This is a genomic window from Collinsella sp. TM09-10AT (genome assembly GCF_003436275.1).
Lineage (GTDB): Bacteria > Actinomycetota > Coriobacteriia > Coriobacteriales > Coriobacteriaceae > Collinsella.
Genome location: NZ_QSOP01000003.1, coordinates 138,394 through 157,939, shown reverse-complemented (window position 1 = coordinate 157,939; position 19,546 = coordinate 138,394). Strand labels below are relative to the sequence as shown.

18 protein-coding genes and 4 tRNA genes are annotated in these 19,546 nt (G+C 58.2%); 11 read left to right on the top strand and 11 right to left on the bottom strand.

The features are described 5' to 3' along the window. Window positions 1-5 precede the first annotated feature (5 nt). Entirely contained in the window at window positions 6-1,424 is a 1,419-nt protein-coding gene (locus DXD77_RS02525) for a glycoside hydrolase family 1 protein (protein ID WP_117647633.1), read from the bottom strand. Window positions 1,425-1,575: 151 nt separating this feature from the next. Between DXD77_RS02525 and DXD77_RS02520 the strand changes: the two genes are divergently transcribed. The 11 genes from DXD77_RS02520 to rplA all read left to right on the top strand — a co-directional run bounded on the left by DXD77_RS02520 (window position 1,576) and on the right by rplA (window position 7,221). Next, window positions 1,576-2,409 (top strand): MurR/RpiR family transcriptional regulator, encoded by an 834-nt coding sequence (locus DXD77_RS02520; RefSeq protein ID WP_158548907.1) that lies wholly within the window; start codon window positions 1,576-1,578, stop codon window positions 2,407-2,409. A 430-nt stretch (window positions 2,410-2,839) separates the two neighbouring features. Then, window positions 2,840-2,921: transfer RNA gene (locus DXD77_RS02515), tRNA-Tyr, on the top strand. 10 nt (window positions 2,922-2,931) lie between these two features. Beyond that, a tRNA-Thr gene (locus DXD77_RS02510) sits at window positions 2,932-3,007 on the top strand. 3 nt (window positions 3,008-3,010) lie between these two features. Next, window positions 3,011-3,087, top strand: a tRNA-Met gene (locus tag DXD77_RS02505). 96 nt (window positions 3,088-3,183) lie between these two features. Then, the gene (tuf, locus tag DXD77_RS02500; protein WP_117563790.1) at window positions 3,184-4,374 is read left to right on the top strand and encodes an elongation factor Tu; all 1,191 of its coding nucleotides are present in this window, start codon (window positions 3,184-3,186) and stop codon (window positions 4,372-4,374) included. A 279-nt stretch (window positions 4,375-4,653) separates the two neighbouring features. Next, the gene (rpmG, locus tag DXD77_RS02495; protein WP_022093895.1) at window positions 4,654-4,803 is read left to right on the top strand and encodes a 50S ribosomal protein L33; all 150 of its coding nucleotides are present in this window, start codon (window positions 4,654-4,656) and stop codon (window positions 4,801-4,803) included. A 13-nt stretch (window positions 4,804-4,816) separates the two neighbouring features. After that, a tRNA-Trp gene (locus tag DXD77_RS02490) sits at window positions 4,817-4,892 on the top strand. Between the two features lie 76 nt (window positions 4,893-4,968). After that, complete coding sequence (gene secE, locus DXD77_RS02485; protein ID WP_089572519.1) at window positions 4,969-5,307, top strand: preprotein translocase subunit SecE; 339 nt, start codon at window positions 4,969-4,971, stop codon at window positions 5,305-5,307. Between the two features lie 3 nt (window positions 5,308-5,310). Continuing rightward, on the top strand, window positions 5,311-5,847 hold the full coding sequence (nusG, locus tag DXD77_RS02480) for a transcription termination/antitermination protein NusG (RefSeq protein WP_006234984.1): 537 nt from the start codon (window positions 5,311-5,313) through the stop codon (window positions 5,845-5,847). A gap of 120 nt (window positions 5,848-5,967) precedes the next feature. Then, window positions 5,968-6,396: a 50S ribosomal protein L11 gene (gene rplK / locus DXD77_RS02475; protein WP_022093893.1), complete on the top strand. Its 429-nt coding sequence runs from the start codon at window positions 5,968-5,970 to the stop codon at window positions 6,394-6,396. A 117-nt stretch (window positions 6,397-6,513) separates the two neighbouring features. Then, window positions 6,514-7,221: a 50S ribosomal protein L1 gene (gene rplA, locus DXD77_RS02470; RefSeq protein ID WP_022093892.1), complete on the top strand. Its 708-nt coding sequence runs from the start codon at window positions 6,514-6,516 to the stop codon at window positions 7,219-7,221. A 125-nt stretch (window positions 7,222-7,346) separates the two neighbouring features. On the opposite strand, the gene DXD77_RS02465 is transcribed toward rplA, so the two are convergent. From DXD77_RS02465 to DXD77_RS02420, 10 genes are all read right to left on the bottom strand, one after another. Further along, complete coding sequence (locus DXD77_RS02465) at window positions 7,347-8,057, bottom strand: metallophosphoesterase (protein WP_117563789.1); 711 nt, start codon at window positions 8,055-8,057, stop codon at window positions 7,347-7,349. After that, window positions 8,054-9,970 (bottom strand): BMP family ABC transporter substrate-binding protein, encoded by a 1,917-nt coding sequence (locus DXD77_RS02460; RefSeq protein WP_117563788.1) that lies wholly within the window; start codon window positions 9,968-9,970, stop codon window positions 8,054-8,056. Before DXD77_RS02460 ends, DXD77_RS02465 begins: the two co-directional genes overlap by 4 nt. A 93-nt stretch (window positions 9,971-10,063) precedes the next feature. Continuing rightward, a complete protein-coding gene (locus DXD77_RS02455; RefSeq protein WP_117647631.1) occupies window positions 10,064-10,831 on the bottom strand; it encodes a mechanosensitive ion channel family protein in 768 nt (255 codons plus the stop codon). Between the two features lie 128 nt (window positions 10,832-10,959). Beyond that, window positions 10,960-12,978: a bifunctional UDP-sugar hydrolase/5'-nucleotidase gene (locus DXD77_RS02450; RefSeq protein WP_117647629.1), complete on the bottom strand. Its 2,019-nt coding sequence runs from the start codon at window positions 12,976-12,978 to the stop codon at window positions 10,960-10,962. Window positions 12,979-13,135: 157 nt separating this feature from the next. Further along, window positions 13,136-13,930 (bottom strand): ABC transporter ATP-binding protein, encoded by a 795-nt coding sequence (locus DXD77_RS02445; RefSeq protein WP_117647628.1) that lies wholly within the window; start codon window positions 13,928-13,930, stop codon window positions 13,136-13,138. Then, window positions 13,923-14,846, bottom strand: a complete 924-nt coding sequence (locus tag DXD77_RS02440; RefSeq protein WP_099432089.1) for an ABC transporter permease — start codon at window positions 14,844-14,846, stop codon at window positions 13,923-13,925. The genes DXD77_RS02445 and DXD77_RS02440 overlap by 8 nt, the downstream gene beginning before the upstream one ends. A 204-nt stretch (window positions 14,847-15,050) precedes the next feature. Then, window positions 15,051-16,031, bottom strand: coding sequence for an ABC transporter substrate-binding protein (locus DXD77_RS02435; protein ID WP_117563784.1), 981 nt, complete (start codon window positions 16,029-16,031; stop codon window positions 15,051-15,053). Window positions 16,032-16,191: 160 nt separating this feature from the next. Then, window positions 16,192-16,977 (bottom strand): hypothetical protein, encoded by a 786-nt coding sequence (locus DXD77_RS02430; RefSeq protein WP_117647626.1) that lies wholly within the window; start codon window positions 16,975-16,977, stop codon window positions 16,192-16,194. Between the two features lie 249 nt (window positions 16,978-17,226). Then, a complete protein-coding gene (gene asnS / locus DXD77_RS02425; protein ID WP_117563868.1) occupies window positions 17,227-18,630 on the bottom strand; it encodes an asparagine--tRNA ligase in 1,404 nt (467 codons plus the stop codon). Window positions 18,631-18,810: 180 nt separating this feature from the next. Continuing rightward, a complete protein-coding gene (locus DXD77_RS02420) occupies window positions 18,811-19,374 on the bottom strand; it encodes a PTS glucose transporter subunit IIA (RefSeq protein ID WP_117563782.1) in 564 nt (187 codons plus the stop codon). Window positions 19,375-19,546 lie beyond the last annotated feature (172 nt).

Sequence of the window (19,546 nt, the reverse complement as noted above, 5' to 3'; positions counted from 1 at the left end):
TTCTCCTAACCTTCCTGCTCCTGATACTTCGAGATAAGGTCTCGGTACCAATACCAGCTCTTTTTGGGGGTGCGCTCCAGATTGTTCTCGAAGTCGATATGGACAAGTCCGTATCGTTTTTCGTAGCCGTTGATCCAGCTATACAGATCCATCGTCGACCAGAGGTAGTAGCCCTCAACGCGCGCGCCGTCGCGCTTAGCCCTCATCATGTGCTCGATGAACTGGCCTAGAAGCTCGATGCGGTCATCATCGTGGATCATTCCGTCTGCGTCTGGTTGCTCATAGGCGCCATGTCCGTTTTCCGTAATAAAGATGCGGGGCGCGTCATAGCGCTCGTGGACATCCATGATGGTTGAATACATGCAACCTGGGAGTATTTCGCGGCCCCATTTATTGCGGGGAACATTGCTGTCGCGGGCGCTTTCAAACAAGGGCGCAATGCATTTTCCTTCGACCTTTTTGCTCGAACCGCCCTTATTGTTCGCCGAAACGGCAAGCTCTCCACCGTGCCAGTCGGTTACATACTCTCGGCAATACACGTTGAGTCCAATAAAATCGACTTTACCGTCTCTGAATTCTTCTACGTCATTTGGGGATCGATAGAGCGAGACGCCAAGTTTTTCAAGGATTTCGTCCATTTCTGGCGGCAGTTGACCCTGAAGCGCTGGTGCCAGAATCATGCGATTGGCGAAAAAGTCTGCGTATCGAAATACGTCATCAGGTTGCTCGGTTGCCGGGTCGAGTTCGACAACGCCGCCATCGTGGACGGCGCCGATGATGCCGTCGTAGCCCATTTGACGATATGTTCGGACTGCGAGTGCGCTTGCGCGCATCAGGTTGTACTGAAACTGCATGTACGACTGAACGTCGAGCGATCGATTGGGGGGATAGTTGCCCAACATGTTTACGCAGTAGCTGTAGAAATGCGGCTCGTTAACGGTAGCCCAGATTTTGACGCGGTCTCCAAAGCGCTCAAAGCAAATCTTGGCGTATTTGCAGAACCACTCTGCCATGTCGTTGTTCAGCCATCCGCCTTTGCAAGCAAGCGTGAATGGTAGATCGTAATGGAACAGCGTAACGTTGGGCTCTATGCCATTTTCGAGGCAACAATCAATGACCCGATTATAAAAATCGATGCCCTCTTCATTCACTTCGCCGATACCCGTGGGGATGATTCGACTCCATGAAAGAGAGAAGCGATAGGTGTTTTGTCCGCCTTCTTTCATCATGCGGATATCTTCTTCATAGCGATGGTAGAAGTCGCAAGATACATCACCGTCAACATGGTTGATGTTCTTATTGCTTGTGTGGCTAAAGAAATCCCACTCGCCAAGGCCTTTGCCGTCTTCGTTCCAGGCACCCTCGCACTGATAAGACGCTGTGGCGGAACCCCAGAGAAACGGCATGTTGTTCACGTTGCCCATGAATCCCCTTTCCATCATTCAACACGGTGGATACGTGTGGCGGAATTACGATTAAGATGACGTCAACTGATTTGAATCATAGGAGAACGACCAAAGCTGTTTGATTCAATAAATGAACCATGATTTCGAGGAGAGCGGAAAGAGGGATCATGTGAATATCAATGACTTCGATGTGCTCAATCGCATTAGCTCCATCATCAACAGCGAGTTTGGGTCAAACGATGCCGCCATCGCTCGATATCTCATCGCTCACATTAGGCGTTCGAGCGAAATCAATGTTGCCGCTATAACCCGCGATGCATTCGTGACCCGTTCCGCTGTTCGTCGTTTCTGCAATCGATTGGGCTACCAGTCTCTTAGCGATTTGAAAGAATCATTTACTCAATCAGTCTTTCCAAGCGACTTAAGCCATCGAGAGGAGGAATTTGGCTACGAGGAGTACAGGGCAGAGCTCGACGTTCGCATGATCGAGATGTTCGCTGAGGTTGAAAGCGGCGTGTCCGATATCGCTATTAAGCACCTTGCCGACGAAATTGATGGCCATAAAAACGTTGAAATCTGGTGCACCAATAATGTGAGCGCCAATCTCGTACGATTTCAGCAGGAAATGTTTTATGCGGGCAAGATAGTTCGCATAGTTGCTGGGGCTAACGTCGCGGAATTGAAAAACATGGGAGACGCTTCGCAGTCATTGATAATTCTCGTATCGGTCTCCGGGCTATTTGCGTCACAGGCGCGTGAGTATCTTGATTGCCGTTCGGGCAGGAAGATTCTAATTACTGCGTTTAGCAACGATGACAAATCGAGCTCTTTTGACCGTGTATATCGTCTTGGTAATGCGGGAAACGGAATTGACCGACTCGGCGTTTATTCGAAATATGCCATGACTTATTTCTTCGACTTGCTATCGTCGTGTTACTTGAGTCGCTACCCCTGCACCAAGGGGGAGCCGCTCTATGGGTCTACTTTGGCCTGGCCCGAGTAGTTCGGCTCTATAGTTCTCCCGCTTAGTGAATGATCGTGGAAAATCTGCCACTTTGGCCTTGGAGACACGCCAAAAGTGGGAGATTGTCCACGCTCGATTTCAAACGGAAGAAAATCCACGATCGAATCTGCCGCGGAAGCCCGATCTCGACCTATATATAGGTGTAAATAAGCCGGTATCGAAGGTCGATGCTGTAGGCGTACTCCACTACGCCAAAGTGTTACCTTGGGAAATGTCACCTCTGTATCCAAAACCACTGTCCTTCACATCCAAACTCAATAAAACCGCAGGTCACGGCTATATAGATACGCCCGGAACCGTGTATCTAGAGGTTTTCGTTGACAGCCCCCAAGGTTGCATCGTATTATCTTTTTCGTTCGCGGGGGCGGCGGTCCAAAAGACCAAAGAACCTGCGGATACTTGAACGATTGGGAGTTTGCCCGAGTGGTTAATGGGGACGGGCTGTAAACCCGTTGGCTCTGCCTACATAGGTTCGAATCCTATAGCTCCCACCCGTCAAGTGCCTGTATAGCTCAGTCGGTAGAGCACTTCGTTGGTAACGAAGAGGTCACCAGTTCAAGTCTGGTTGCAGGCTCCATCCGGCGGTGTAGCTCAGTTGGTTAGAGCACACGGTTCATACCCGTGGCGTCACTGGTTCGAATCCAGTCACCGCTACCATAGGTAACACGGTGGCTTCTCAATAGTATGTTGAGAGGCCACTATGGTATAAAGGCAAAGTCCCGTCCGGGGACGACCTGTTTAGAGGAGGGCTTTATGGCCAAAGAGAAGTTTGAGCGCACTAAGCCGCATGTTAACATCGGCACCATTGGTCACGTCGACCACGGCAAGACCACGCTGACCGCTGCCATCACCAAGGTTCTCTCCGAGACCGAGGGCTGCAAGGCTGACTTCACTGCGTTCGAGAACATCGACAAGGCTCCCGAGGAGCGCGAGCGCGGCATTACGATCTCCGTCTCCCACGTCGAGTACGAGACTGCTGCCCGTCACTACGCTCACGTTGACTGCCCGGGCCACGCTGACTACGTCAAGAACATGATCTCCGGTGCTGCTCAGATGGACGGCGCTATCCTGGTCATCGCCGCTACCGACGGCCCCATGGCTCAGACCCGCGAGCACATCCTGCTCGCCCGTCAGGTCGGCGTTCCCTACATCGTCGTCTTCCTGAACAAGTGCGACATGGTTGACGATGACGAGCTCATCGACCTCGTCGAGATGGAGACCCGTGAGCTCCTCTCCGAGTACGATTTCCCCGGCGACGACATCCCCGTCATCCGTGGTTCCGCTCTGGGCGCTCTCGAGGGCGACGCCAAGTGGATGGACGCTATCCGCGAGCTCATGAACGCCGTCGACGAGTACATCCCGACGCCTGCTCGTAACAACGACCTCCCGTTCCTGATGGCCGTTGAGGACGTTATGACCATCTCCGGCCGTGGTACCGTTGCTACCGGCCGTGTCGAGCGCGGTGAGCTCAAGCTCAACGAGCCCGTCGAGATCGTCGGCATCAAGGATACCCAGAACACCGTCGTTACCGGTATCGAGATGTTCCGTAAGTCCATGGACTTCTGCGAGGCTGGCGACAACGTCGGTCTGCTGCTCCGCGGCATCAAGCGCGAGGACATCGAGCGCGGCCAGGTTCTCTGCAAGCCCGGTTCGGTTACCCCGCACACCAAGTTCACCGGTGAGATCTACGTTCTGACCAAGGAGGAGGGCGGCCGTCACACCCCGTTCTTCGATGGTTATCGTCCTCAGTTCTACTTCCGTACCACCGACGTTACCGGTACGGTCAAGCTCCCCGAGGGCACCGAGATGGCTATGCCTGGTGACCACATCACCATCGAGGGCGACCTCATCCACCCGATCGCCATGGAGGAGGGCCTGCGCTTCGCTATCCGCGAGGGTGGCCACACCGTCGGTTCGGGCATCGTCTCCACGATCATTGAGTAAATTAGCTCTCTGATATAGTTGACTTAGAGAACCCGGCACTTATATGGGTGCCGGGTTCTTTTCTGCAATGGATATTGAGCCGTTGCTGGTGTCGAGAGGATCGATAATGGTCCTGGATGCACCGTCGATTAGCTTTCGATGGCTTCATTGATGTGTTCCTAATATGAATGGATCCACCGAGAACCAATTGACTCGAGGTTTTCATTGACAGCACTTACGTGGAGCTGATAAAGTAACAACTCGTGCCCGTACGGGGCGGAAATGAAAGGTTCAGGATACATGCGTACTCTAGTTACTCTTGCGTGCACTGAGTGCAAGCGCCGCAACTATACGACCACCAAGAACAAGTCGACCATGCCTGATCGTATGGAGATCAAGAAGTATTGCCCCTGGTGCCGTCACCACACGCTGCACAAAGAGACTCGCTAGTCTCTAGTCATATACGCCAGTAGTTCAATTGGTAGAGCATCGGTCTCCAAAACCGAGTGTTGAGGGTTCGAGTCCTTCCTGGCGTGCCAGTCATTATTCCGTAAGCTCCCAGTTGGGGGCTTACGGTTTACTCATGTATAAGCGCATTGCGCGGAGGTAACCCAAATGGCCAACAAGAAGAACAAGAAGAAGGCACAGCAGCAGGCGCCTGCCAACAACGCTGCCGCCAACTCCAAGGTTGAGGCCAAGAAGGCCGTTGCCAAGAAGAGCGAGAAGGCTGCGAAGTCTAAGAAGAACGAGAAGCCTGGTTTCTTCGCCCGCACCAAGAAGTATTTCGCTTCGGTGAAGTCCGAGATGAAGCGTGTCACGTGGCCCGATAAGAAGGAGCTCGTGAACTACTCGGTCGTCGTTTGCGCTTCTCTGATCGTCGTCGGCGTCGTCATCGCTCTGCTCGATGCTGGCTTTGGCGAGGCTCTTGCTCTGTTCTCTGGATTGAGGGGCTAAACCATGTCTAAGCGTTGGTACGTCGTTCACACTTACTCTGGATACGAGAACCGCGTTAAGTCCGATCTCGAGCATCGCATCGAGACTATGGGCATGCAGGACCGTATCTTTGATATCGAGATTCCTATGGAGCGCGTCACCGAGATTAAAGAGGGTGGCAAGCGTGAGACCAAGGATTCCAAGATCTTCCCGGGTTATGTCCTGGTCCGCATGGAGATGGATGACGATGCTTGGACGTGCGTTCGTAACACGCCTGGCGTCACCGGTTTCCTGGGCGGCAACGGCAAGCCCGCTCCGCTTTCCCGCGACGAGTACAACAAGATGACTCGTCGTCCCGGTAAGGGTGATTCGCCCAAGCGCACCTCGGTTGATATTCAGGTCGGCACGTCCGTCCGCGTCACCGATGGCCCGCTTACCGACTTTGATGGCAAGGTCTCCGAGGTTAACACCGAGGCTGGCAAGCTCAAGGTCACGCTGATGATCTTTGGCCGCGAGACGCCGGTCGAGCTCGACTTTAACCAGGTCGCTGTCATCGCTTAAGTTTTCGTACGTTCGCGCGAGCGTGCTTCTTCTGTGACTGCTCATCTCAGGAGTGCTTCTAACACGTGCGTGCTTACGATATAGCAAGTACTTCACACTCGTGATTCGAAAGGAATGACCATGGCTGAGAAGAAGGTTGCCAACGTCATTAAGCTCCAGATTCCTGCTGGTGCAGCTAACCCCGCTCCTCCCGTCGGCCCCGCCCTGGGCGCTGCTGGCGTGAACATCATGCAGTTCTGCCAGGCCTTTAACGCCGAGACGCAGGACAAGAAGGGCGACATCATCCCCGTTGAGATTTCTGTCTACGAGGACAAGTCCTTCTCCTTCATCACCAAGACCCCGCCGGCGGCTCACCTCATCAAGAAGGAGCTGAACCTCAAGTCTGGTTCCGCTAAGCCTCAGGCCGACAAGGTCGGTCAGCTCTCCCAGGAGCAGCTCACCAAGATCGCCGAGATCAAGATGCCGGACCTCAATGCCAACGACATTGACGCCGCCAAGAAGATCATCGCCGGTACCGCCCGTTCCATGGGCGTCACCATCGCTGAGTAGCGATTTCTTTAGGTAATGACGGGTGCTCCGACCGGGGCGACCGTTATATGTGTGCAATAGGGCACACGATACGATGTGGGAGGGCTCACGCCCGTTTAACCACAGGAGGTAATGCACATGGCTAAGCATGGTAAGAGCTATAACGCCGCTGCCGAGAAGATCGACCGCGCCACGCTCTACACCCCCCTTCAGGCTGCCAAGCTCATCAAGGAGCTCGACACCGCCAAGTTCGACGAGACCGTCGAGGCCCACTTCCGTCTGGGCATCGATACTCGTAAGGCTGACCAGAACATCCGTGGTTCCATCTCCCTGCCCCACGGCACCGGCAAGACCGTTCGTGTTGCCGTCTTCGCCGAGGGCGAGAAGGCCCGCGAGGCCGAGGCCGCCGGCGCCGACATCATCGGTTCCGACGAGCTCGTCGCCCAGATCCAGAAGGGCGAGATCAACTTCGACGCCGCTATCGCTACGCCGAACATGATGGCCAAGGTTGGCCGCATCGGTAAGATCCTTGGTCCCCGTGGCCTTATGCCGAACCCCAAGCTCGGCACCGTGACCATGGACGTCGCCAAGATGGTCTCCGAGCTCAAGGCCGGCCGCGTTGAGTATCGCGCTGACCGCTACGGCATCTGCCACGTGCCCCTGGGCAAGAAGTCCTTCTCTGAGCAGCAGCTCGTTGAGAACTACGCTGCCCTGTACACCGAGATCCTGCGCGTCAAGCCCTCTTCTGCTAAGGGCAAGTACGTCAAGTCCATCTCCGTGTCTTCCACCATGGGCCCTGGCGTCAAGGTCGATCCCGCTGTCCAGCGTGACTTCCTGGCTGAGTAACTGCTAGTTACTGCCTGAGCAAAGCAAGCATTGCTAAAGAAACCCGGTTCTGCCCTGCGCAGGACCGGGTTTCTTGCTATCGCGTCAAAACCACCACAAAGGGGACAGTGTCCCCTTTGTGGCGGTTACCAGGGGGTTCTGGCGGTCGAGGACTCGATGGCCTCGTGGCGTTTGAGCTCGCGGCGCATGGTTTGCGAATTGAGCCAGGCTGCCTGCCAGCCACGGATGGGGTAGCGCGTCTGGTCGAGCTCAAACTGCGTATAGCCGCAGGCGTTGATGATCGTCGTTCCACACACATGCTGCCGCTCGCGCTGAAAATCGTAACCGTAGCTTTGGTGTACATGCCCATGCACCATGTAGTCGGCCCCCCAGGACTCAAGCGCCGTGTTAAAGCACTCAAACCCTCGATGCGGCAGATCGTCCAGATCACCCATACCGGCGGCGGGTGCATGGGTAAGCAGAATGTCGCACCCGCCGACCATCCTAACCTTACGCGACAGCTTACGCATGCGCTTGGACATCTCGCGTTCGGTGTACATGTTGGCGCCGTCGCGATAACGCATGGACCCGCCAAGGCCCGCAATGCGAATCCCTCGGTACGTGTACACGCTGTCTTCCACGCAGATACATCCGCCCGGTGCATGACGTGCGTAGCGGTCATCGTGATTGCCGCGCACGTAGATGAGCGGTTTGTTGATGACCGTAACCAAAAACTCAAGATAGTCCGGGTCCAGATCGCCGGCGGACAAAATCAGGTCGACACCCTCAAAGCGTTCCTTGCGAAAGCACTCCCAAAGGCATCGTTCTTCGGTATCGGCTATGGCAAGGATTTTCATAGGGCAGGGACTTTCGGCTCATCGTCGAGCTGCGGAATGGTGCCCACCACGTTGTCCGCCAGCCAATTCATCTCGACAATCTGCGTGCTCGGCAGCGGAGGGAAGCCTTCGATCTGTACCACGCCGTTCTGGCTGTGGAGCTCGCCGCCAAAGGGGTTGATGGAGCCCTCGACAATGCCGTTGCGGAGCAACTGCACGAGTTTGCGCGTCTGGTAGGGTAGGCCCGGAGCGTAACGGATGTCGATAACGCCGGAACTCATTCCGTACCAGTAGTTGACGGCGCGCACTTGGTTGTCGTCGCTGGTCTCGTCCCACGTGCCGTGCAGAAGGCTGCGAACGATAAGCTCGTAGTATCGGCCCCAGTTCCAGACCGGCATGGCGATGCCGACGACCTTGCCATCGACCAGGCGATGGAGTCCGTAGGCCGTAGGGTCTACGAGCGACTTTGACATGTCAGCGCCGGTCATGACGCTCACGCCTTCGCGACACATGGCTTCGGCAAGACCTCCAGCGGGCACATCGCCCCAGGTCAGGATAATTTGCGCACGGGGGTCGAGCAGCGAGGCGCCAATCGCAAAGGCGTTGATCTCGCTGAGTGCGCCCGAGGCGAAGACCGACGCGTGGTAGCCGATGCGGTGGTTGTCCGCCATGCTGGCGGCAAGGGCGCCCAGGAGGAACTTGGCCTCGTACATCTTGCCAAAGTACGAACGGACGCTTTGGTGGGGAAGGCCGATAGAGCAGTTAAGGAACCGCACCTGGGGATACTCAACGGCAGCTCTGAGCGTGTATTCCATCAGGCGGTGCGAGGTCGAGAAGATGACGTTAGCTCCATGTTTGACAGCCGTTTCCACGGCGGCGTAGAACACATCCGGATTATGACAGTCCTCGAACGCCTCGGTGCGCACGATACCGCCAAAGTGCTCATCGAGATACTGACGCCCTTGGTCGTGCAGGCTGTCCCAGCTCGACGTCGCACAGGGGAACTCATGGATAAAGGCGATGCGCAGGGGGCTGGCCGCCGAGTAGACGGTCTTGCCCATAAAGAAGTTGAGCACGCCGGAGGTGGACTTGGCGGGCGCCTCTTCCTCATCGACACTCGGTGCCTCGACAAGATCGACCTTCTCCTCATCACTTTTGCCGGCAATGACCAACTCGCGCCAAATCTTGCACAGGCGGTTTACGACGATATCCGTCGGCGTATCCAGCAGGCGGTCCTGGTTGTACACATTGAGGTAGACGAGCATAGCGTCGGCGGGCGTAATGTCCAGATGGTCGCCGCCGGCGCGCAGGTAGGCGCGCTTAAAGAGCAGGAAGGTGTGGCGCAGGTAGTCGACCTTTTTCTGCGGCCATTTTTCGATAAGGTTCTGACCGAGCATCTTGGCGAGCGTTTCGTAGCTTCCCTCACGCGAGAACTCGATCTCGTATAGGGGGCAGACGCGCCAAAACGCGCAGAACTCGCCATAGAGGCGGCTTTCGACGGAATCCCATTTTCCGGGGTAGAGGCGGGTGACCTTGGCCGAAACCGTCGGGGCGTCCAGGAATTTGAGGACGCTGACGCGCTTGTTGCCCTCTTGGACGTAGAAACGATGCATGAACTCGGTGACGATGATGGGGTCGCGATAGCCCTCGGTTACCTGGATGTCGTAGAGGTTGGACCACTTGCGGGCGAACTCGGTGCTAAATGGCAACAGGGGCATAAAGTTGCACGAAAAGGCAGACTGACGGCCCTTGGTAACCGTGCCGACGACCATTTCGAGCGGAATATCCCGCAGGCCGACGCTCTCTCGCTGACCTAAGGGGAGCTGGGCAACCAAGCTGTCGAGGTCCGTAAGGTACGGGTGCTCGCTTTGGCTGATGGCGCGACGGCGTCCCTGCTCGCCGCGCTTGCGTGCTTGACGATAGGCCTCTTCCATGGTGTCTACTCCCTTAGTCGTTTAAACAACGATATGAACCATGGTACCACGATGCGAAACTACCACAAAGGTGCCTGTCCCCTTTGTGGTAGTTTAGGCGATGATGGGGGCGATGGCACGAATGCAGGCGTCGGCTGCCGTGAAGGTGGTGCTATCGTCGCTGACGATAAAGATGATTTTGCCCTTGACGCCAAAGTCGCCGATCTCGCTAAAGAGCACGTACGGCTCCTTGTCAAAGCCAGAGATGGGAAGCACCGCGGCCTTGGTGGCGTCGGTAAGCTCATCTGCCAGCGCGTCCAGCGAGGCCCACTTAGACGTGTCCTTTACGGCAACGGGCACGGCCACACGCCCAAAGGGCATCAGATGCACGAGCGTGTTCTTGGAGATGTTGGAGTTGGGCACAATGATGGTCTGCCCGCAGGCATCCTCGATGGTCGTGTGGCGCCAGGTGATGTCTTGGATCACGCCCGACACGCCGCCGACCTCGATATTGTCGCCGGGCTTGATGATGCCCATGAAGGTCACCTGCATACCGCCGATAAGGTTCGACAGCGTGTCCTGAAAGCCGAGCGAGATGGCGATGCCGCCGACGCCAAGAGCGGCGACGAGGGCGTTTGCGTTGATGCCAAAACAGTTGTCTAGGATAAAGCTGCCGCCGATCATCCAGATGACGGCGCGCGCGATGTTGATGAAGATGCTCGATGCTGGGAGCGGGTTATCATCGCGGTTAAGCAGGTGGTGCAGGGTCTTGGACGCGATTTTGGCGGCAACGGCGGTGCCGATGGCCAAGATACCGGCCCAGATGATGTTGTGGACCCATCGTTGTGCAAAGAAATGAAGAATTGGCTCAAACAATTCCATGTAGGGAAACCTCCTCATGATCATCCAACCATGATACCCACCAAGAAGCCCGTCCGATCAAATTCGGACGGGCTTCTGTGCTCGATATAAGGTTTACGCGGCGGGGCTGCAAGGCCCGGCGGTGTAGCTTAGCGTCGACGCTTCCAGATAATGCCGAGAATGATGATGACGATACCGCCGATGAGGCATGCGCCGATCACGGCTAGCGTGCGGTCTCCCGTTGCGGCGAGCTTGCCGGTCGTCTTCTTGGTGATGACCTTCGTGGTCGTCGCGTCCGTCTTAGGCGAGGGTTCAGGCGTCGGGGCCGGTGTGGGCGTGGGGTCCACGGCAGCGGAGCCAAAGCTGATGGTGCCCGCGAGCGAGGCCATCTTGCTCTCCCAGCCGTTCTGCCCAATTAGCGCCCTTAGCGCTGACTCGCAGGTACCCCACTCGGTGTGCTTGGTGGCGTTTGCGAAGGTGGGGAAGTCGGTCGTGTTGGTGATGATGTAGTTGTTGGTGGCGACGGTGTAGGTCTTGGCGGGGTCGAGCGTGCTGCCATCCTTGGTGAGCGTGGCGCTCACGATGCGCTTGCCTTCGGGCTGCGTCCAATCGATTGTCACGTTGATTCCGCCGAAGGAAAGGACGCTGCCGGAGTCGTCGCGCCACTTGTACATGTCTTGCGCCTCCTGCTCGGTGTGGCCGGCCGCTACGTAGGCTTGCTGAAGCTCGTAGCTGTGATTGCACTCGTCGCTGATCTGCAGCGAGTGCTCGAGCGCTGCCAGGAAGTCCGCACCGGTCATGGTCCAGGTCTCCACGGTGTTGCCGTAGGGCGAGATAGCGATGACGTTGCCTGCGGTCACATCGCCTGCAGCGATGCCGCCGCGGATGCCACCCGCGTTCTCGATGGCAAGGTCTGCGCCCGTCAGGTCAAGATAGGAGCCGCAGATCACATGGCCGATGGTCTGGGCCTTGGTGGTGTCGCCCTCCTTGCTGGGGCGGAAATCGGTGGTGCGCACCATTTCCCAGCCGTGCGTGCCAGATGCGTTCTCGCCGTAGAAATAATTGGTAGAGCTCGTGCCGATCACCTCGCTCGATGCGGCGCTAAAGGCATCGTCGAGCGGCTTGATCTTGTTGTCGTGGACCTCATCAAGGATGCTCTGATAGGTGGAGCCCTTGTTGGGATCGGTCAAAAGAACGTTTACATCCTTGGCGGTATAGAGCTTCTCGTCGCTTTTGTCTGCGTATACTGCCACCGTGTCATCGTCGGTGCTTTCGGTGCCCTTGGTGTCGTACTCGTAGGGGACGGAAAGCAGTCCCACCTCGGCAAAGGCGCTGCCCGCCTCGACGACGCGGACCGACTTGCCGTCAGCCCCCGTCACGTTTTCGTCTAAGTTGATGTGCTCGTGGCCCGCGACCAGAGCATCGACGCCATTGAGCTGTGCGGCAAAGGTCTTGGCGTTGAGCGTGTGCGCGATGCAGACGATAACGTTGCAGTCCTCGTCCTCGCGCAGTCGCTTGGCCTCGGCATTGATGGCGTCCACCGCACCCGAGAACGACGTGCCCTCGATCAGGTCCGCGCGCAGCGAGGAGCCCAGCGACTCATCCATGGCTCCGACGACACCGACCTTAATCTTGTAATCAAACGTGGAACTGCCCTCGTCGTCCTTCCAAGTGCGGTTGAGCGTCTTGGTGATGCTCGAGCTCCATACGCCGCTCGTAGACTTCGCGTTCGCGCAGAGCATGGCGAAGGGCGTGCCGGTGGTGCTGTAGCCGGTCATGGTGCGGAGCTTGTCTGCGCCATAGCTCCAGTCGTGGTTGCCCGGTGTGGTCGCATCGTAGCCGTCGGCGTAGAAGGTGTCCATGAGCTCGGCGATGCTCTTGCCCTCGCTCATGGTGGCAAAGGACTGCCCGTGGAAGGTGTCGCCTGCATCGAGCAAAAGATCTGGGCCGTTGCCCTGGGCGCTGTAGAGAACCGCCAGTCCGTCAAAGCCCACAGTGCCCGCGTTGTAGCTGTACTTGTAGCTGCCGTGGATATCGTTGGTGTGCATGACGGTCACAGAGCCGTCAATAGCGGCGGGCAGGTTCCCCGCGAAAGCGAGGCTTGGGATGCCTGCGAGCGAGCCGGCAAACAACGCGGCGGCTAACGCAAGGCGGGGGAGTCTTTTCATGGCAGTTTCCTTAGTCCTTAGCCAGAAAGTCTGGTTGAATATCGGATTATCGACATAATATGCGAAAACCGCCGCAAGGGCGTCTGTCCCTTTGCGGCGGTTTTGACGTTTGCGCAGATAAAACCTGCCAAAATAAACCTGTCCCTTTTTGGTAGGTTTAGCTCAGCAGCATGCGGTCGTTGGCGAGCTCGCCGCCCGAGACCTCCTCGAACTTCTGCAGCAGGTCGGCCACGGTGAGCGACTTCTTCTCGTCGCCGGCCACGTCGTAGATCACATGGCCCTCGTGCATCATGATCAGACGGTTGCCCAGACGGATGGCGTCGTTCATGTTGTGCGTGACCATGAGCGTGGTCAGGCGGTTCTCGTCGACGATCTCCTCGGTCAGGCTGAGCACCTTAGAGGCCGTCTTGGGGTCGAGGGCCGCCGTGTGCTCGTCGAGCAGCAGCAGGCGCGGCTTGGTGAGCGTGGCCATCAGCAGGGTGAGTGCCTGACGCTGGCCGCCCGAGAGCAGGCCGACCTTGGCGTTGAGGCGTGTGTCCAGGCCAAGGTCCAGGCGCTTGAGCAGCTCAACGTACTCGTCCTTCTCGGCCTTGGTGACGCCCCACGAAAGGCCGCGACGCTGGCCGCGACGCTTGGCGAGGGCCAGGTTCTCGGCGATCTGCATATCGGCAGCGGTGCCGCGCATGGGGTCCTGAAACACGCGGCCCAGGTACTTGGCGCGCTGCGACTCGCTCAGACGCGAGATGTCGGTGCCGTCGAGCTCGATAACGCCCGAATCGAGCGGATACACGCCGGCGATCATATTGAGCAGCGTGGACTTGCCGGCGCCGTTGCCGCCAATCACGGTTACAAAGTCGCCGTCATTCAGGGTGAGGTCGACGCCGGTGAGCGCGCGCTTCTCGGTGACGGTGCCCTTGTTAAAGGTCTTCTTGACGTGCGAGAGCTTAAGCATCTGCCTCATCTCCCTTCGTGTAGGAGCTGCGGAGCTTATAGCGCTCCCAAACCACAGGCACGCACAGGGCCACGGCGACAATCACGGCGGAGAGCAGCTTCATGTCGTTGGCGTCCATGCCCAGCTGCAGCACGATGGCGCGGATAAGGAAGTACACCACGGAGCCAAAGACGGCGGAGGCAAGACGGACGCTAAACTGCGTGAGACCGCCGGGCAGCAGGCGACCGAGCACCTCGCCGATGACGATGGCGGCAAGACCGATAACGATGGCGCCGGTGCCCATGCCAATGTCGGCATACTTCTGGCTCTGGCAGATGAGCGCACCCGAAAGGCCAATGAGGGCGTTGGAGAGCACGAGGGCGATCATTTTGGTGGTGTTGGTGTTAACGCCCAGGGCGCGGATCATGTACTCGTTGTTGCCGGTGGCACGCAGCGCCGAGCCGATCTCGGTGCCAAAGAACCAGTACAGGATGGCGACGATGGCCACGGCCAGCACAATGCCTAGGATAATGGCAACAGTGGACTGCGGCAGGCCCGTCATGTTGCTGACGGATGAGAAGATAGTGCCCTTGGCAAGGATGGGCGTGTTGGACTTGCCCATGATGCGCAGGTTGATGGACCACAGACTGATCTGCGTAAGGATTCCGGCGAGGATTGCGGGAATCTCAAAGACGGTGGTCAAGATGCCCGTGACGGCGCCCGCGATGGCGCCGGCGCACATGCCGGCCAGCACGGCGAGCAAGGGGTCGACGTTATTGTTGACGATGAGCACGGCGCAGACACAGCCGCCGAGGGCAAAGCTGCCGTCGCAGGTCATATCGGGGATGTCGAGCAGGCGGAACGTGATAAACACGCCAAGCACCATAATGCCCCAGAGGACGCCCTGCGAAACGGCGCCCTGCAATGCAATGAGCATGCTTCATACCTCCTAGGATAGGGTGGACACGTGATTTTCCATAATAGCGGTACCAATGCATAAAAGAGCTGCGGACGGATGTTTTGTCTCATCCGAAACAAGCAGGGCGAACGCCGGTCTTTAGCGTTCGCCCCAAGGACTCAGATATTGAATAACGCGGCTGTGGCGCGCGTGCGGGCCCTAGACGCGTTACCGCGCATGGCGCTACTCGTCCAGAGCGGAAAGGTCGATGCCCAGGGCCTCGGCCGTCTCGTCGTTCTTGACGACGACCAGGTCCTTGCTCGAGAGGTGCTTGATCGGCATATCCTCGGGCTTGGCCTCGCCCTTCAGGATCTTAACGGCCATCTCGCCCGCGGCGTAGCCCAGGTCCTTATAGTTGATGGAGAGGGTGAACAGGCCGCCGGCCATGCACATACCCTCCTCGCCGGTCACGAAGGGGAGCTTATTCTCCTTGCAGATCTGGCCCACCTGCGAGGCACCCGCGGCAATCGTGTTGTCGGTGGGGGAGTACAGCGCGTCGACCTTGCCCACGGCGGACTCGACGACGGACTGAATCTCGTTGGAGCTCGAGACGGTGAAATCGGTGTACTCGAGGCCCAGCTTGTCGAGTTCCTTCTTGGCGGCCTTGATCTGGACGTCGGAGTTGGACTCAGCGGTGCAGTAGAGCAAGCCGACCTTCTTAACGTCGGGCAGGACCTTCTGCATCATCTCGAGCTGCTCGGCGACCGGGGTGAGGTCGGAGGCGCCCGTGACGTTGGTGCCGGGCTTGTCGTTGTCCTGGACCAGGCCGGAGGCGGCGTAGTCGGTGATGGCGCAGCCCACGATGGGGATATCGGCCGTGGCACCGGCGGCAGCCTGCGCGGCGGGCGTGGCGATGGCATAAATCAGGTTGACGTTGTCGCCCACAAACTTGTCGGCAATGGACTTACACGTGGACTGGTCGTTCTGGGCGTTCTTCTGGTCGATCTTGACCTTAAGGCCGCTCTCCTTGATGGCCTTGACAAAGCCGTCGTTGGCGGCATCGAGTGCGGAGTGCTCGGTGAGTTGCAGAACGCCGATGGTGTAGTCGGAACCGGCGGCAGCAGAGCCGGAACCAGAGTTGCCGCCGCATCCGGCGAGCGGGGCGAGCGCGAGCAGACCGGCGGAGACCAGAAGGCTCCTGCGGCTGATGGTGATGTCCTTCATATCATTACCCCCAGTATAAAAATGGCTGGAAACACTGCACTGGGACAAAGTGCAAGTGGAACTATAGTAGCGCTGATGTCCATTTTTACAACAGCCTGGCGGGTTTTTTAATACAGAATCGGATGGGCGGTACGGGTAGTCGAATGGGCGGCGGAGGGTCTTATGCGGCGGAGGAGGCATCGTCCTCGTCCAGGACGGCGAAGAGCTTCTTGCCGTCAAGGAGACGTGTGGTGACGTTTCTCATGCGGCCGATCTCAACGGTACGCAGCGTGTCGTCGGCGCCTCGCGCGTCATAGACCGTTCCCAGCAAATACGAGATGCCGTCTCGTTGCTTGATGGCAAAGGGCCGGAGTGTCATCCGCGCCACTTCGACCTCTCCGCGTGCCGTGACACTCGAAATATCAGAACTCACCGTGGTTCCGTGGTCGATGGCCTGCTCGATGAGCTCGCAGGCATCGATGCGCTTGACGGGCGTGCGTGTGGCCTTGGTGGATTTGCCGCCTGCGCTTGGAGCAGGCTCGGGTGCATCGAGGTAGCCGCGAACGTCGGCACTCGCCATGGCGACCAGGTGCTGCGCCATGCTTTTTCGAATGGCGATGGGCGTAGAGCGGTTGCGCATGACCATGCCGTGGAGTCGGATGATTTCTTCGTCGGTGAGCGGACGGGTCAAGAGCCGATACCCCACGCCGCGCTTGTACTCAATTTCGTATCCAGCATGGCGAAGTGCGGAGATGGCGGTGTAGATGCTGCGCCGCGCCGCCGAGATGGGCATGCGGGCGGGGTCGTCGGGATGGGCGAGGCGCCGGATCAACTCATCGGAAAGCATGGCCTTGTCCTCACCGGTGTTTTCGCTCAATAGTTGCAGGATGCGAACGGCGCGATAGGCTGCCATCGAGGCGGCGCCCCTCGTCGTGGTCTCGTAAGTTTCAACAGCGGTTTCGGTCATGGCGCCCACGTCCTTTCCGTTTTGGGTGGCGACGGTATGGAGCCTAGGACGAGGGGCTTTCCCAGGGGCGCAGGACGCCCTGGGCGGTCGGTAGCCGTCGGCAAGCGGCGGGTCGAGTTTTCAACAGCCCTGCCCAACTGACCAAAAACTTGCCAAAAGCTTGACGGATGCTGTTGAAAAAAGCGCCCCTCGGCTTGCCGAGAGGCGCTGGCGTGATGCGCTGGAACGCGTTTGGTGGCGCTGTGGCGATTAGAAGTCGGCGTTGCCCACGGTGCGCGGGTGCGGCAGGACGTCGCGGATGTTGCCCACACCGGTCAGATACATGACCAAGCGCTCGAAGCCCAGACCGTAGCCGGCGTGCTTGCAGGAACCGTAGCGGCGCAGGTCAAGGTAGTACTTGTACTGCTCGGGATTCATACCCAGATCCTTGATGCGGGCCTCGAGCAGATCCAGGCGCTCCTCGCGCTGGGAGCCGCCGATAATCTCGCCGATGCCCGGCACCAGGCAGTCGGCGGCGGCGACGGTCTTGCCGTCCTCGTTCATGCGCATGTAGAACGCCTTGATCTCGGCCGGGTAGTCGGTCACAAAAGTCGGTCGCTTAAAGTGCTCCTCGGTCAGGAAGCGCTCGTGCTCGGTCTGCAGGTCGATGCCCCAGCTGACGGGGTAATCAAACTGGTGGCCAGCAGCGACTGCCTGCTCCAGGATTTCGACAGCCTCGGTGTAGGTAACGCGGGCAAAGTCGGAGTTTGCCACATGGTCCAGGCGCTCGATCAGGCCCTTGTCCACAAACTTGTTGAGCATATTGAGCTCGTCGGGGCAGGTGGCCATAACGTCCTTAAGGACGTACTTGAGCATGGCCTCGGCGTTATCCATGTAGTCGTTCAGGTCGGCAAAGGCCATCTCGGGCTCGATCATCCAAAACTCGGCGGCGTGGCGCGTGGTGTTGGAGTTTTCGGCGCGGAAGGTGGGGCCAAAGGTGTACACGTCGCCAAAGGCCATGGCAAAGTTCTCGGCATTGAGCTGGCCGGACACGGTAAGGCTCGCGTGCTTGCCAAAGAAGTCCTGGCTCCAGTCGACCTCGCCGGACTCGGTGAGGGGCGGGTTTTTGGGGTCAAGCGTGGTCACGCGGAACATCTCGCCGGCACCCTCGCAGTCACTCGTGGTGATGATGGGGGTGTTGACGTAGACAAAGCCTTGCTCCTGGAAGAAGCGGTGGATGGCGGCAGCCGCGACAGAGCGGATGCGGAACACGGCGCGGAACAGGTTAGTGCGCGGGCGCAGGTGCTGCTGGGTGCGCAGGAACTCGACGGTTGCGCGCTTCTTCTGCAGCGGGTAATCCGGGGCGCTGACGCCCTCGACCTCGATGGAGGTGGCAGAAAGCTCGAAAGGTTGGGGCGCATCGGGGGTCAGCTTGACGGTGCCGGTGCAAATGAGTGCGGCCGAGACGTTTTGATGGGCGATCTCGTCGTAGTTGTCGAGTGCCTCGCGGTTCATGACGACCTGCAGGTCGCGGAAGCAGCTGCCGTCGTTGAGCGTAACAAAGCCAAAGTTCTTCATGTCGCGGATGGACTTGACCCAGCCGGCGACGGTGACGGTCTGGCCGCCAAGCGACTCGGCATCGGCGTAAAGCTGCGCGATTTTGGTGCGGTTCACGTATCCTCCCATAACGGTTGAATGATAGTTATCCATACAGTTCGATATTCTAGCAGCTCGGCTCATTTGGGCTATACAGATAAGGCATTGGCGGGATGGTTTTTCAAACGAAAAGCGCCCACGGCAAATGCTCGTGGGCGCTTTTCGTGTTGCCTTTTGGCTGTGTGGCGCGGGGCCTGGCTACTTGGTCTTGGCTACCAGCAGCGGGTCGCCCAGCTTGACGAGCGGGTTGCCGCCGATAAGCGTTCCGGACTCGCCGACATGGTCGATGCTCTTAAGACGATCGAGCTCGGAGATGATGACGGTCACGATGTCCTCGTGGCCGGCGGCCTTGATGGCCTCGCGATCGAAGCTGATGAGCGGCTGGCCGGCCTTGACCGTGTCACCCATCTCGACAAAGCGGGCAAAACCCTTGCCGTTCATTTCCACGGTGCCCAGGCCAACATGGATGAACACGCGAAGACCGTCCTCGGTGATCATGCCGATGGAGTGGTTGGTGACGGTGGTGGCGCCGATACGGCCGTTAGCGGGGGCGTAAATGGTGCCGGTAATGGGCTCGATGCCGTAGCCCTGGCCGAGCATGCCCGAGGCGATGGTCTCGTCGGGAACCTCACCCAGATTGACGAGCACGCCGTTGACAGGAGCGTAGATGACGCCTTCGCGGGTGGCGAAGCTTGCTGCGGGCGGAACGGACGCCTCGCCCGACGAAGTGAACGTGGACTTGAGCGAATCGAGCAGACCCATAGATGCCTCCAACGTATCAGGCGCGCATGTTGCACGCGTGTGGTTTGCCGGAAACGTTTCGTACGTGTTTCCCAGCACGGTCAGCGCTCCTATTTTACGCTGTCCAACGATACCTCTGAACAGCGATTTTGTGATATATCAGTTGAAGGCCAACTTATTGCGGGGGTGTTTC

Excerpts from the sequence above, each read along its gene's own strand:
- rplA (WP_022093892.1), top strand. The coding sequence starts at position 6,514 with ATGGCTAAGCATGGTAAGAGCTATAACGCCGCTGCCGAGAAGATCGAC.
- DXD77_RS02465 (WP_117563789.1), bottom strand. The coding sequence starts at position 8,057 with ATGAAAATCCTTGCCATAGCCGATACCGAAGAACGATGCCTTTGGGAG.
- rplK (WP_022093893.1), top strand. The coding sequence starts at position 5,968 with ATGGCTGAGAAGAAGGTTGCCAACGTCATTAAGCTCCAGATTCCTGCT.
- tuf (WP_117563790.1), top strand. The coding sequence starts at position 3,184 with ATGGCCAAAGAGAAGTTTGAGCGCACTAAGCCGCATGTTAACATCGGC.
- DXD77_RS02450 (WP_117647629.1), bottom strand. The coding sequence starts at position 12,978 with ATGAAAAGACTCCCCCGCCTTGCGTTAGCCGCCGCGTTGTTTGCCGGC.
- DXD77_RS02440 (WP_099432089.1), bottom strand. The coding sequence starts at position 14,846 with ATGCTCATTGCATTGCAGGGCGCCGTTTCGCAGGGCGTCCTCTGGGGC.
- DXD77_RS02430 (WP_117647626.1), bottom strand. The coding sequence starts at position 16,977 with ATGACCGAAACCGCTGTTGAAACTTACGAGACCACGACGAGGGGCGCC.
- rpmG (WP_022093895.1), top strand. The coding sequence starts at position 4,654 with ATGCGTACTCTAGTTACTCTTGCGTGCACTGAGTGCAAGCGCCGCAAC.
- DXD77_RS02460 (WP_117563788.1), bottom strand. The coding sequence starts at position 9,970 with ATGGAAGAGGCCTATCGTCAAGCACGCAAGCGCGGCGAGCAGGGACGC.
- nusG (WP_006234984.1), top strand. The coding sequence starts at position 5,311 with ATGTCTAAGCGTTGGTACGTCGTTCACACTTACTCTGGATACGAGAAC.
- DXD77_RS02445 (WP_117647628.1), bottom strand. The coding sequence starts at position 13,930 with ATGCTTAAGCTCTCGCACGTCAAGAAGACCTTTAACAAGGGCACCGTC.
- DXD77_RS02525 (WP_117647633.1), bottom strand. The coding sequence starts at position 1,424 with ATGGGCAACGTGAACAACATGCCGTTTCTCTGGGGTTCCGCCACAGCG.
- secE (WP_089572519.1), top strand. The coding sequence starts at position 4,969 with ATGGCCAACAAGAAGAACAAGAAGAAGGCACAGCAGCAGGCGCCTGCC.
- DXD77_RS02420 (WP_117563782.1), bottom strand. The coding sequence starts at position 19,374 with ATGGGTCTGCTCGATTCGCTCAAGTCCACGTTCACTTCGTCGGGCGAG.
- DXD77_RS02455 (WP_117647631.1), bottom strand. The coding sequence starts at position 10,831 with ATGGAATTGTTTGAGCCAATTCTTCATTTCTTTGCACAACGATGGGTC.
- DXD77_RS02435 (WP_117563784.1), bottom strand. The coding sequence starts at position 16,031 with ATGAAGGACATCACCATCAGCCGCAGGAGCCTTCTGGTCTCCGCCGGT.